Genomic DNA, 12,258 nt, shown 5'->3' with positions numbered 1-12,258 from the left:
TATCACGTGCAACGAATGCCCGACAACTGGGGTTTTCGGCGTAGTCGGGCATTGACCGCGATCGCGTTACACGCCGAGCGCTCTGCCATCGCTGCGCGGATCGTGCGCACCGCTCATCTGCCCCTGCGCACCGATGCGAATCGCCCCCGGATGCCCCGCTAGCTGACTTTGCGGCGGCAGCGGGCTCATCTCATGTCCACGAGCCGCAAGCGCCGTAAAGACCCCTGCCCCGGCGTCCTGTTCGAGCTTCAGACTGTCGCGGGTATCCGAGAACGTCTTGCCGAGCAGGAAGCGCGGACGCCTGAGCGCCGTGAGCGGATCCATCTCGTAGTCGATCAGACGCGTGAGCACGGCCGCGAGCGTCTGCGGCTGCCCGTCGGCGCCCTGTGTACCGTATAGCAACTGCGGCCGCCCCTGCTTCAGATACATGCCCGGATTGAGCGTATGGAACGGACGCTTGCCACCCGCGAGCACGTTCGGACTCGTGGGGTCCAGGCTGAACGAGGCGCCCCGGTTATGCCACAGCACACCGGTATCGCCGAGCACCACGCCGCTGCCCCAGTCGAAATAGACCGTTTGCAGCATGCTCACGCAGTTCCCCTGACTGTCAGCCGCGCCGATATAGACGGTGTCGCCCGTCTTGAAGACGTGCGGCCACGGCATCGCGCGATCCATGCGGATACTACGGGCGTGCGCGTCCAGATTCGCACTGGAGAGCAGACGATCCACGGGCACATCGACGAAGTCCGGGTCGGCCACGTAACGGTTGCGGTCGAGGAACGCGAGCTTCACCGCTTCGACGAGCACGTGATAGTAGTCGGCACTGCCCTCCGGCATCGACTTGAGATCGAAGCGATTGAGAATGCCCATGATCTCAAGCGTCGTCACGCCTTGCGTGGGCGGCCGCAGCCCGAGCAGTTCGCCGTCCCGATACGCCACGCGCAGCGGGACTTCTTCGCGCGCCTGCGCTCGCGACAGATCGCTGGCGCGCAAGGGGGAACCGGCCTGCTTCAGCCCGGCGGCGATGCGCCCCGCGAGATCGCCCTCGTAGAACTCGCGCCCCCCGTGCGTCGCAATGCTATCGAGGCTTCTCGCCAGTGCGGGCTGATGGAACCGCTCGCCGACCTGCGGAATGCGTCCGCCGGGCATGAAGACGGACGAGAAGCCTTCCCAGTTCGGCAAATCGCCCGCTCGGAACGTCTGCCAGAAGTGTTGCGACGGCGTGACCGGAAAGCCGTTTGCCGCATATTCGGTCGCGCGTGAAAACAGTGACGACCAGGCTTGCTGACCATGCCATTGCGTGCGGCTGAATTCGAACGCCTTGTCCCAGATGGCGACCGTCGCCGCTGTGGTCAACGTCGCGCCGGGGCCGCGCACGGGAATCGCGCTGCCGTATGACGGCGTTTGCGCGGCGGCCTGTCCGATGCCGGAGAGCGTGCGCACGTTGCCGTCGCGATCGCTGATGACCATGAAGGCGTCGCCGCCCAGACCGGTGAAGTGCGGATACGTCACGCTCAATACCGCGCCGATGGCGATCGCGGCCTCGATGGCGTTGCCGCCCGCGCGCAGCACTTCCAGCCCTGCTTCGCTTGCCAGCTCGTGCGGGCTCGTGACCATGCCGCGCGTCGACTGTGCGAGGCGCGGACCGGCGTCTGCGTCGGTCTTGGAGAACGCCGCAGGTGCCGTCGCGACAGCCGCTGCTGCCGATGCTGCGGACGCCGTCGACATGGGCAACACGGCACTGCCCGCCAGGGCGGCCGTACTCATCAGAAAGTCCCGACGCGTGGTACTGCTGGCCGCCTCGGTCTCGTTTAAGGCGTTTTGCGGATGCGCCGGAGGTGTCGTGTTCAGCCCATCGGCCGTTTTTTGTGCGAACGTCATGCCGTCTCCCCTCGGGATTGTCGTTAGAGGACGAAGCGCGCCCGACACTGGCGTCGCTTCGTCCGAACACCATCGAATCGTCAGATCAGACTTCTGCCTTCCAGCCCTTCCAGTTGCGTTGATGCGTGACTTCCGGCGCCGAATAGCGCTCCTTCACCCACGCGTACACCGGGCCGAGCGCATTCATCGCCACGGCGGCTGCGAGTGCGGCGAGCGGGTCTTGCGCGACCGGACCGAAGCCGCCGAACAGCGTGGCGAAGTACGTCGCGAAGCCGAAGAACATGCCGGGAATGAAGTTCAGTCCCGGGAAGAAACGTGCGAGCGCCATCATCGAACCGTTGCCCGCAAAGAGAATCACCATCTCGGCGAGCACCAGCGTGTTGCCGCTGAATTGCGTTGCCGCCTGCTTGAATCCCAGCACGATGAGGAACGCAAAGAATGACCCGACGGGCAGCGTGGCCCAGATGCGTTTGAGATTGACGAACGTTGGCCCGCCCATGGCGAAGGTGGCGGCCCAACTGATGAAGATGGCCCATGGCGGGAGATGTAACGGCAACATCGCAATCGGAATGGTGGTGACGGCGAGTAACGAGGCAACGACTTCCGCAGGCAGCTTCTTCATGATTGTCTCCTTGAGTTTTATAAGAACTTCATTGCGCACAACAACATGAATGCCGGTGAATTTCGCAGTGATGCTGCGTCACGACCGTGATGCGGCCGCGTTTGATGACCCACAGGCGTGGCGGGATATCGAGCAGCGCATCGGCCACCCGGAACGTATCGAGAATGATCAGATCGGCCTGCTTGCCCACGGCGATGCCGTAGTCGTGCGACAGCCCGATGGCGCGCGCGGCGTTGTGCGTGCCCATATCGAGAATTGCCTGCTGATGCTCGGGCACCCCGAACTGCGCCACGTGCGCGAGCAGATTGCCGATCTGCAACATGTCGGCCTTGCCGAACGGCGTGAAGGCGTTGCGCACGTTGTTCGACGAGTACGCCACGTTCACGCCCGCGCTATGCAGCGCCTTGACCGGCGTGAGGCCGCGCCTCGGGTTCTGCGTGTCCTTGCGTCCGCCCAGATAGAGGTCGGTGGCCGGTAGCGTGACGATGCTGATCCCCGCCAGCCGGATCTGTTCGATGACCGGGGCGAGTTCGTCGGAATCGAGTGCGCCCAGACTGGTGACGTGCCCCAGCGAGACACGTCCCTGATAGCCCGTCTCGATGGTCTTTTGCGCAATGTAGGAGATCGCGGCGAAGCGCTGATCGCGAGTGTCGTCCGCGAAATCGGCATGCATGTCGATGGGCGCACCGAAACGTTGCGCCAGCTCGAACACGATGTCGATGTGCCGCTTCGTGTCATCCCAGTTCAACTCGTTGTACGGGCATCCGCCGACGACGTCCGCGCCCATGCGCAGTGCGTCGATCATCAGCTCGTACGTGCCTTTGGACTTGAGAATGCCCTCCTGCGGGAACGCCACGATTTGCAGGTCGAGCAGGCTGTCGTATTCGTCCTTGAGCGTGAGCAGCGTTTCCACGCCGATCAGCCCCTGAATCAGATCGACGTCGGGGTGCGCGCGCACGGCGACGGTACCGTTCTTGACCGCCATGTCGAGCACCTGACGCGAGCGATCCAGCACGTCTTCGCGTTCCTGTTTGCTCTTGAGAATACCGGTGACACGAATCGCCTCGTCGAGCGTGCCGAAGCGCGCCGGCAGCCGGCGATGCAGCAGCGCCTTGTCCAGATGCAGATGCGCCTCGACGAGGCCGGGAATCGCGGCACGACCCTGAGCGTCGATCTGCTCGTCGGCGCTGGCGTCGATCCCCGGCTCGATCGCGACGATACGCCCGCCCTTGATGGCGATGTCCACGAGTGGCGCGTCATCGCGCACGCACACGTTGCTGATCAGCAGGTCCACATGCATGGTGCGGTCTCCTTACGTCACGAATGGTTTGAATGGTTGAAGTGCTGGCAGAACATCTGGGAACGCTGCCGGCCGGGTGGCAAAGGTCTGAACTCATCGTAGGGGCGCGCCCGGGCGCGGGGCATCGGGATTTGCTGGTTTTCGTCTAGGAATTTCCCTAGACGCGGTGCAGCAATCCAAACGCGCGGTAAGTCGACGGGTCGGCGAGACCCAACTGGGAAGAAAAATCGCGCGGGAAATCGCAACGCCGGACGGGAGTCCGGCGCGAGCGGGCATGCTGGCGCAGAACGTCGATGTCAGTTCGATGTCAGGCGTCGGTTCCCGCGACGATCAGGCCATGTTCGATGGCGTAGTGGACGAGGCCTGCCGTGGATGGAATGTCCATCTTGGTCAGAATGTTCGCCTTGTGGGTGCTGACGGTCTTGGCCGACAGCGACAGGCAACGCGCGATGTCGTTGATGCCGTTGCCTTCGACGAGCATCTGGAAAATCTGAAACTCGCGCGCGGTGAGACGCGTATGCGGTAACGCCTGCGCGGGTTGTTGAAGCTGACGCACGAGTTTTTCCGCCACCAGCGGCGAGACGACTGTGCCCCCACGCGCCACACGACGGATCGCGCTCATCAATTGTTCCGATTCGGCGTTCTTCGTCAGGTATCCGGCAGCGCCCGCGCGAATCGCCTGCACGGCGTATTGCGATTCCCGATACATGCTCAGCACCAGCACCGGCAGCGCGGGATAGGTCGCCTTGATTTGCGAGATCAGGGCGATGCCGCTCTTGCCCGGCATCGACATGTCGAGCAGCAGCACGTCGACGGTGGTGAGGCGCAGGCGCTTGAGGACGTCGTCACCGTCCACCGCCTCGGACACGACGGCCATGTCGGGCGCCATCGCAATGATCTTTTTCAGGCCATCGCGAATGATGGCGTGGTCGTCGGCAATCATCACGCGCATGTCGACGACCCCGCTTTGGCTGCGCCCGCAGGCGCTGCGTCGGGCAATGAATCGCGCTCATGCGTGGTGTCAACACCCGTCAGCCCGCCTGCACCCGCTCTCGCCGGAATTCGGACCAGGATGCGCGTGCCCTGCCCCGGTGCGCTATCGATTTCGAACGCGCCGCCCAGCATCAATGCGCGCTCGCGCATGCCCATCAGCCCCAGACGCTGACCATGTCCGGCACGAGCGGTGTCCATGCCCCGGCCATCGTCGGCAATGCTCACGTGGCAATGACCCTCACGCAGATCGAGCGCCACGCGCACGTGTGTCGGCTGGCCGTGACGGCTCGCATTCGTGAGTGATTCCTGCACGATGCGGAAGATCGCCGTGCTGCATTCGCTGTCGAGGCATGCCGTAACGGCTTCGGGCATGACCAGTTCGCACGGTAGCCCATGACGCTGTGTGAACGACTCGGTGAGCCACTCCAGCGCAGCGTGCAGTCCGAGTTCGTCAAGCACTGCGGGACGCAGATCGGCGGCGATCCGGTGCACGGCATCGATGGTTTCGTCCACGAGTTCCTTGAGCATCTGGATGTGGGCCGACTGATCCGCAGCGGGCATGTCGGGCTGCGTCTCCAGATAGTTCAGGCCGAGGCGAAGGCCGCCCAGCCATTGACCGAGTTCATCGTGAAGCTCGCGGGAGAGTCGCGTGCGCTCCGCTTCGCGCACGGTTTGCAGATAAGCGGAGAGTTGGCGCAATTGCGCGCGAGAGTCGAGCAATGCCATCTCGGAGCGCTTGCGGTCGGTGATATCCCGGGAGATGCCGACCGTGCCGACGATGCGACCGACTTCGTCCCGCACGGGCATCTTGACGGTGTCGAACCAACGTGGCGCGCCGTCCGCACCGGGACGGCTTTCCTCGTAGCGACGCCGCATGCCGCTCGCGACAACCGCTTTGTCCGTGGCGAGGTACACGCGTCCCCAGTCGGACGACCAGACCTTGTCGGGGGTACTGCCGATGATGTCGGCTTCGCTGCGGCCGCACGCGGCCATGAAGGCCTCGTTGACGAGGATGTAACGCGACTCGGTGTCCTTGAGCCACGCCTGATCCGGGATGTTGTTCAGAATCGCCCGGTGCAGTTCGCCATGCGTCTCCACTGCGTCTCCTTGCCGTACCGATGAAATGGCGCGGCGCAACACAGTCAGAGGCTCGCGAACAAGGCGTTGGCCCTGCCGGAGGTACGCGGTGACATCGGCGCCGGTCCGGAACCAATATAGCCAGACCGGCGGTCGCGCGCGCCTCTAGTTTTCCCGCATATCGGAATGCTGCGTCGTTTCATGAATTTATCTGATGAGCGCACGACACACCCGACAGCCCCGGGAGACGCGGCAGCGCCCGGGCCGCGTGAGCGACGCTATCGTTCAGCCCGCTTCACCGAGCAAGGCGTGCGGCCAGCCGACGATCTGCTTGCGGCGCGGCGTCGCATAGGTGCGCACCTTCGACGTGCTAAGCCCCAGACGCACCAGCGACTCGGCCAGCACGACGGCGGCGGACACACCATCGACGACGGGCACGCCCGTGCGCTCGCGAATCTTCGCATCGAGCCCGACCATGCCGCCGCAGCCCAGGCAAATGACTTCGGCGTAATCGTCACGCACGGCACGTTCGGCTTGCGCCACCACGGCGTCGATAGCGCGCACCGGGTCGCGCTCCAGTTCGAGCACCGGCATGCCGCTTGCGCGCACCGAGGCGCAGCGTGCATCGAGACCGGCAAGCTTCAGACGGTCCTCGATCAACGGCACCGTGCGATCGAGCGTGGTCACGACCGAATAGCGGTGGCCGAGCAGCATTGCCACGCTCGCGGCGGCTTCGGTAATGTCGACGACCGGCACATTCAGCAGCTCCTGCAACCCTTCGCGTCCATGCTCGCCGTAACCCGCCTGAATTACGGCGTCGTAAGGCTCGTCGTAGCTCATCACCCGCTGCATGACGGCAATCGCGGCGAGATAGCTCTCGAAGTTGCCTTCGACGGATTCCGCGCCAAAGTGCGGCGTGAGGCCGACGATTTCGGTACCCGGCGACGCGCTAGCACGTGCATGGTGCGCAATGGCGTCGGTTATCGCGGCCGTCGTATTGACGTTCACGACGAGGATCTTCATAAACACTCCTGATGGGGGCTGAGACAGTGGAGACAGCGGATACAGCGGTCATGCAAGCCGGTTGCCCTGCCGTCGAACGATGCTCAATGCTCGACGGCAAGGCAGCCAGCGGGGGATCAGTGCGCGGCGCTATCGACGGCGAAGTGCTCGCCCGAGCAGTCCTCGAACGGCTGCCGACGGTCCGAAATCGCGTAATAGACGCCACCGGCAATGCCCGCGCCCAGCAGCCACGAGAATGGGGTGAGCGCGCTGAACGCGGGGACCAGCGCTGCCGTCACGGCCGCGAGTGCCGAGGGCACCAGCGCGATCAAAGCTTTCGGATTCACGCCACGGAGATAGTGATAGGTGCTGCCGCGCATCTCGCTGTACAGATGCGGCACGTGCACGCACGTCTTGCGCAGCAACCAATAGTCGACGGTGATGATGCCGTACAGCGGCCCGAGCAACGCCCCCAGCCCCGAGAGGAAATACACGATCACGATCGGGCTGTTGTACAGATTCCACGGCAGGATCACGACGGCAATCGTGGCGCTGATGAGTCCCGCGCGGCGGAACGTCAGACGATGCGGCGCGAGGCTCGTGAGCACGAACGCCGGGGCGACGAAGTTCGCCATGATGTTGACGGCGACCGTCACGACGAGGAACGCGAGGCATCCGAGCACGAGGAACGTCTTGTCGGGAATCGTCGCGATGATTTCGGTCGGGCTGTGGATGATCTGGCCGTTCAGGCTGAACTGCGCACCGGCAAGCACGAAGCTGATGACGGCGAAGATCAGGATGTTGACGGGCAATCCCCAGAAATTCCCCGTGCGAATCACCTTGCGGCTCGGTGATGCCCGCGTGAAGTCGCAGAAATTGAGCACCAGCGTGCCATAGATGGCGAGCCACAGCGCGCCGCCGGCGAAGACTTTCGTCCACATGGCGAAACCGGTCAGCGGCTCACCCACCGACATGGCGATGTGACCGCCTGCGCGGTGGTACATCCACACGGCAAGGCTCGTCACCGTGATCAGGATGATCGGTCCGGCGAACGCTTCGTACTTGCGCACCATCTCCATGCCATACGCCAGAATCGCGAGCTGCACGAGCCAGATGGCAATGAAACTGATCCAGCCGAGCGTCGAGAGCCCCAGCACGGCATTGTGATCGTAGGCCGCCAGCCCGGGCCAGACAGCCACGAGCAGCACCCGCAGCACGACCGAGGCGAGATACGTCTGAATGCCGAACCATGCAATGGCGATCACCGCGCGAATGATGGCGGGAATCTGCGCGCCGTACACGCCGAAGCTCATGCGGCTGATCACGGGAAACGGCACGCCGGTCTTGTGGCCCATGTACCCCGTGAGGTTCATGAAGACGTAGACGAGCGCCGCACCGATGGCGAGCGATGCCAGCATCTGCCAGCCCGTGAGGCCCAGCGCGAAGAGGCCGATGGCGAAGGAATAGTTGGCGATGTTGTGCACATCGTTGGTCCACAGCGCGAAGATGCTGTAGCGGCCCCAGCGTCGTCCCTCCGACTTCGTGGGGGCCAGGTCGGCGTTATGTAGCCGTGGGCTGAGGCCATGTGCCGACGGCGCATGTGCGTGTGCCTGCCCGGTCGAGGGCATCGCGCCCAGGACCTCGTTCGAAACGTCCCATTGCATCCGCATTGTCTCCTTGATGAAGCAAGGACGGCCTGACCGCTTATCTGTTGCCTGCCGTGCGGTCTTCGTACCGTCCCCGCTGAATGCGTGTTGGTGCTCTGGAGTATGGGTGGGACGTTTCGAATTGGGAAATTAAATGTTTGGTTGCCTGCTATTCGGAAAATGGATGCATACCGGACGAGGAAAGCCCACGTATTCCGCTCATGCGTCGTAGCCGCGAAACAGACCGCACAGGCGGAAGACGTCTTCCGTGTAAGGCATGTTCTTGACCTTGCAGTAACGGCTGGCGAGCTTCATCAGCTCCTTGATGTCGCGTCCGCTCGCCTTCGGATAGCGGGCCGCGAGCGTTTCGATCAGGCCGTCGTCGAGATACGCCCCGACCTGCTCCGCCTGCATGCGCCACAGTCTGCGCGCGTCGGTCGCGCACGGCGTCTCGTAGTGAATCGTTGCGATGCAACGCGAGAGAATCGCGTCGTCCACGTCGCCGATGCGGTTCGTCGTCATGAACAGCAGGCCGTGGAAGTATTCCAGCGAGCGCAGGAATTCCGCCACGATGGCGTTGTGCTCAAGATCGTTGTCGCGCCGCCGGATGTACACGTCTGCCTCGTCGAGCAACAGGATCGCGTTCCAGCGCATGGCGCGGCGCAGAATGCTCATGAGTGTGGCGCCGACCGACGCCGCCGTCGTACCCAGTTGTCCGGAGTGCACGCGATACAACGGCTTGCCGACGACTTCCGAGTAGATCTCCGCCGTGAGCGTCTTGCCCAGGCCCGGCGCGCCCTGACACAGGATCGTGGCGCCCCCCGATTTGCCGGGGACGAAGTCCGGCATCATCGCGTCCATGTTCGACGTCAGAATATCGATCAGATCGTGATGATGTGCCGGCAACACCAGTTTGTCGCGCAGGCTCGGCTGGTATTCGTACTCGGTCATGTTCTGCACGTGCACCCAGAGATTGCGATGCCAGTCCAGATGGAACACGTGCACGTAGCAATGCAGCGGAATCGTCTCGAACGCCTGCGCGATCTCGGCATTGCGCCAGAAGTCGGCGTCGCACGCCATCTCGAAGTTGCGCTCCAGACGCTCTTCGTCGTTCACGCACTTCGCTGTCACGCCGTCGCCCACGCGAATCAGTTCCGTGCCGCCCTTCGGATCGACGGAGAACGCGGCGCGGCTCAGCACGAACTGCGCGCCGAACGCACGCTGCACGCGCAGGAAGCGCTGGGCGTGCTGTTCGTATTCGGCCTTGAACTCGGCGCATTCCTTGTAGAAGCCGAACTCCGCGAGCAGTTCGGGAATCGTGCGATTCGCAATGTCGTCGCGCGTGAAGACCAGCGACGTGGTCATGCCGGAGCGGCGCGGACGATGTTCCGTCGGGCTCAGGTTGGCCGATTGCATCGTGTTGGCCAGCATGTCCACGACGACATACGGAGCCCCCTGATCTGGCTCCACATAGCGCAGTCGACGCACGAGCCACGGCAGCAGCGCGCCGTCGCGATGACGCTGATAGAGCCAGCCGTCGATGACGTCGCGCGCAAGGTAGGCGACCAGCCCCGGCACCAGCTTGTCCAGACTCGGAATGACGCGGGCCTGCGGCGCGTTGTAGACGTTGTCCAGCGCGAGCATCTGGAACATCAGCGCCCGCTCGTTCTGCGACTTGCTCAGCACGTAGAGCGTATTGAGCGACTTGGCGTCGAACCATTCGCTGGAGACGAGCATGTTGCCGCGACACACGCCGTAGGCCGTCAATTGCTTGCCCAGCGGCGAGTCGGTGCCGATCAGTTGCATCAGCGGGTGAATCAGTGATTCGGGAATTTCGAAATCCATGGACGGCACTCCCCGTATGGCGTGTCAGGCGGATGAGGTCTTGAAGACGTTCGTGACATTCGCAACATTCGGCCCGGGCGCTGCGTCGTGTCGACGCGGGTAACGCGTGCAGACCGATGCGCGCGTTCAGGCGAGGAAGAAGTCGATGGCCTTTGCCACCACCCCCGGCTCGATGATGTGCAGTCCGTCGAATTCGACGTATTGCACATCGTAGCCCGCCGCTTTGAGCTTGTTTGCGTTTTGTCGCCCGCTGGTGGCGATCGGCAGTTGCTCGTCGATCAGGCCATGCGCGATGAATACCTTCGGCAGCCCTTCCTGCACGAAGATCGACATGAAGCCGCCGGAAAACGCGATGACGTGGCTCGCGATATCGCCATTCGTCACCCCGATGGACAACGCATAGCTCGCGCCATCGGAAAAGCCGGCGAACGCCACACGCTTTGCGTCGATGGCATAGCGCGCGGCAACCCGGCGCAATGCCGCCTGCAACCGCTCCAGATCGGGCCCGTTGCCGCCAATGACGATGTCCCACGTCGGGAAGGTCGAGTGCGGGGCGAGCACGAGAAACTTGTGGCGATCGGCATGTGCTTCGATGAACGGCAACACCTTCTCGGGGAAGCCGCCCGCGCCGTGAAACATCACGAACAGCGGCACCGGCTTGTCGGTCGGCAAATCGTCAGGCACATACAGCACGGCGTCGCGTGTCTCGCTTAGACCGAGCGGATGGCGCCCGGGCGCGAACGGTTCAGAAGCAGAAATGGAGACGGAAGCGGAAGCAGAAGCGGGATCAAAAACGGAAGCGGCGGCCGACGCAGACTCAGGCGTCGCCAGAGGCATCGATGCGGACGTGATGACGTCCGGTGACATGCGTCCGAACAATGAAGGGTCGAACATGGCGCGGTGATTGTCTCGTGATCGTTGATGTTATTGATATATTGTATATCACACATTTCTTCACTGACATTCGGTATTTGCCGCGCAGCCGCCTTATCCGGCCATGTAGGTGGTTAATCCGGCCACGAGTGCATCGAAGGTGACCTTGCATCGGGGGCTTGAACGCAGGTCTTCGTGCATCGTCACCCAGGTGTGCAGGCGGAAGCGGAACGCGCTGGGCAAGATCCGTACGAGACGCGCATCGCGTCTGGCGAGCGGCACCTGACATCCCCCGATGCCATAGCCCGCGCGAATCATCGCCAGTTGCGACAGATCGCTGTCGGTGCGGAACGCGAAGTTGTCGCGCGACCACACGGGCACACCGCGCGTGGCTTCGCGCAGGAAAGGTGTCATCTGGTCGAAGCCAATCACCGTATGGTGTGCGAGATCGGTTAGCGACGCCGGCACGCCATGGCGTGCGAGGTAATCGTCGCGGGCATGCAGTCCGACGTCGATGATCCCCACCCGCCGCGCGATCAAGGCGTCTTGCTGCGGAGGCGCCATGCGCACCGCGATATCCACTTCGCGATGCAGCAGATCCTGAATGCGGTTCGTCGGCACGAGTTCGATGATAAGGTCCGGATGCGCGCGACGCAGCGCCGTCAGGATCGGCGGCAACACTTCTACCCCGACCACCTCGCTTGCCGAAATCCGTACGACACCGCGGGCACCGTCTCCATGACTGGCGGCCGCCCGCTCGAACGCCAGCGCCGTGTGCTGCATGGCCTGTGCGTGCGGGCGCAGCGACTGTGCGGCGTCCGTGGGCAACAGGCCGGTCTGCGAGCGGGTGAACAGCGTTTGCCCGAGCGCCGCCTCAAGCGCCGCAATATGACGGCCAGCGGTCGGCTGCGTAATACCCAGCGCACGCGCGCCACCCGACAGCGAGCCTTCCGTCAACACGGCGAGAAACGTCCGGTAAAGGTCCCAACTCAGTTCTGAGGTCATGTTCTTCACCATAC

The 12,258-nt window shown here is 63.5% G+C and carries 11 protein-coding genes; 1 reads left to right on the top strand and 10 read right to left on the bottom strand.

Annotated features, from left to right (window positions below; all coding sequences use genetic code 11):
* Positions 1 to 66 precede the first annotated feature (66 nt).
* From C5N93_RS23300 to C5N93_RS23260, 9 genes are all read right to left on the bottom strand, one after another.
* Positions 67 to 1,767 carry a gamma-glutamyltransferase family protein gene (locus C5N93_RS23300; RefSeq protein WP_242561393.1) on the bottom strand — a complete coding sequence of 567 codons (1,701 nt, stop codon included), beginning with the start codon at positions 1,765 to 1,767 and terminating at the stop codon, positions 67 to 69.
* Between the two features lie 199 nt (positions 1,768 to 1,966).
* Positions 1,967 to 2,503 carry a DUF1097 domain-containing protein gene (locus C5N93_RS23295; RefSeq protein ID WP_083253889.1) on the bottom strand — a complete coding sequence of 179 codons (537 nt, stop codon included), beginning with the start codon at positions 2,501 to 2,503 and terminating at the stop codon, positions 1,967 to 1,969.
* Between the two features lie 28 nt (positions 2,504 to 2,531).
* The gene (locus tag C5N93_RS23290; protein ID WP_242561099.1) at positions 2,532 to 3,803 is read right to left on the bottom strand and encodes an amidohydrolase family protein; all 1,272 of its coding nucleotides are present in this window, start codon (positions 3,801 to 3,803) and stop codon (positions 2,532 to 2,534) included.
* A gap of 307 nt (positions 3,804 to 4,110) precedes the next feature.
* Positions 4,111 to 4,755 (bottom strand): response regulator transcription factor, encoded by a 645-nt coding sequence (locus C5N93_RS23285; RefSeq protein WP_242561098.1) that lies wholly within the window; start codon positions 4,753 to 4,755, stop codon positions 4,111 to 4,113.
* The gene (locus C5N93_RS23280) at positions 4,746 to 5,894 is read right to left on the bottom strand and encodes a PAS domain-containing protein (RefSeq protein ID WP_242561097.1); all 1,149 of its coding nucleotides are present in this window, start codon (positions 5,892 to 5,894) and stop codon (positions 4,746 to 4,748) included. The genes C5N93_RS23285 and C5N93_RS23280 overlap by 10 nt, the downstream gene beginning before the upstream one ends.
* Positions 5,895 to 6,158: 264 nt before the next feature.
* Positions 6,159 to 6,896 (bottom strand): aspartate/glutamate racemase family protein, encoded by a 738-nt coding sequence (locus C5N93_RS23275; protein WP_242561096.1) that lies wholly within the window; start codon positions 6,894 to 6,896, stop codon positions 6,159 to 6,161.
* A 116-nt stretch (positions 6,897 to 7,012) separates the two neighbouring features.
* A complete protein-coding gene (locus C5N93_RS23270) occupies positions 7,013 to 8,539 on the bottom strand; it encodes an NCS1 family nucleobase:cation symporter-1 (protein WP_242561095.1) in 1,527 nt (508 codons plus the stop codon).
* A gap of 201 nt (positions 8,540 to 8,740) precedes the next feature.
* Positions 8,741 to 10,366, bottom strand: a complete 1,626-nt coding sequence (locus C5N93_RS23265; protein ID WP_242561094.1) for an ATP-binding protein — start codon at positions 10,364 to 10,366, stop codon at positions 8,741 to 8,743.
* A 126-nt stretch (positions 10,367 to 10,492) separates the two neighbouring features.
* Positions 10,493 to 11,125 (bottom strand): esterase, encoded by a 633-nt coding sequence (locus tag C5N93_RS23260; RefSeq protein ID WP_242561392.1) that lies wholly within the window; start codon positions 11,123 to 11,125, stop codon positions 10,493 to 10,495.
* Here C5N93_RS23260 and C5N93_RS28500 point away from each other — a divergent pair.
* A complete protein-coding gene (locus tag C5N93_RS28500; protein ID WP_242561413.1) occupies positions 11,124 to 11,270 on the top strand; it encodes a hypothetical protein in 147 nt (48 codons plus the stop codon). The genes C5N93_RS23260 and C5N93_RS28500 overlap by 2 nt on opposite strands.
* An 83-nt stretch (positions 11,271 to 11,353) precedes the next feature.
* On the opposite strand, the gene C5N93_RS23250 is transcribed toward C5N93_RS28500, so the two are convergent.
* Positions 11,354 to 12,244, bottom strand: coding sequence for a LysR family transcriptional regulator (locus C5N93_RS23250; protein ID WP_242561093.1), 891 nt, complete (start codon positions 12,242 to 12,244; stop codon positions 11,354 to 11,356).
* Between the last annotated feature and the right edge of the window lie 14 nt (positions 12,245 to 12,258).

The organism is Pandoraea sp. LA3 (assembly GCF_022696215.1).
GTDB classification, from domain to species: domain Bacteria; phylum Pseudomonadota; class Gammaproteobacteria; order Burkholderiales; family Burkholderiaceae; genus Pandoraea; species Pandoraea capi.
This window is presented reverse-complemented; position numbering and strand designations above follow the sequence as displayed.

Bases quoted from the DNA above. Each gene is read 5' to 3' on its own strand.
- C5N93_RS23300 (WP_242561393.1), bottom strand. From the start codon at position 1,767: ATGAGTACGGCCGCCCTGGCGGGCAGTGCCGTGTTGCCCATGTCGACG.
- C5N93_RS23295 (WP_083253889.1), bottom strand. From the start codon at position 2,503: ATGAAGAAGCTGCCTGCGGAAGTCGTTGCCTCGTTACTCGCCGTCACC.
- C5N93_RS23290 (WP_242561099.1), bottom strand. From the start codon at position 3,803: ATGCATGTGGACCTGCTGATCAGCAACGTGTGCGTGCGCGATGACGCG.
- C5N93_RS23285 (WP_242561098.1), bottom strand. From the start codon at position 4,755: ATGCGCGTGATGATTGCCGACGACCACGCCATCATTCGCGATGGCCTG.
- C5N93_RS23275 (WP_242561096.1), bottom strand. From the start codon at position 6,896: ATGAAGATCCTCGTCGTGAACGTCAATACGACGGCCGCGATAACCGAC.
- C5N93_RS23270 (WP_242561095.1), bottom strand. From the start codon at position 8,539: ATGCAATGGGACGTTTCGAACGAGGTCCTGGGCGCGATGCCCTCGACC.
- C5N93_RS23265 (WP_242561094.1), bottom strand. From the start codon at position 10,366: ATGGATTTCGAAATTCCCGAATCACTGATTCACCCGCTGATGCAACTG.
- C5N93_RS28500 (WP_242561413.1), top strand. From the start codon at position 11,124: ATGGAGACGGAAGCGGAAGCAGAAGCGGGATCAAAAACGGAAGCGGCG.
- C5N93_RS23250 (WP_242561093.1), bottom strand. From the start codon at position 12,244: ATGACCTCAGAACTGAGTTGGGACCTTTACCGGACGTTTCTCGCCGTG.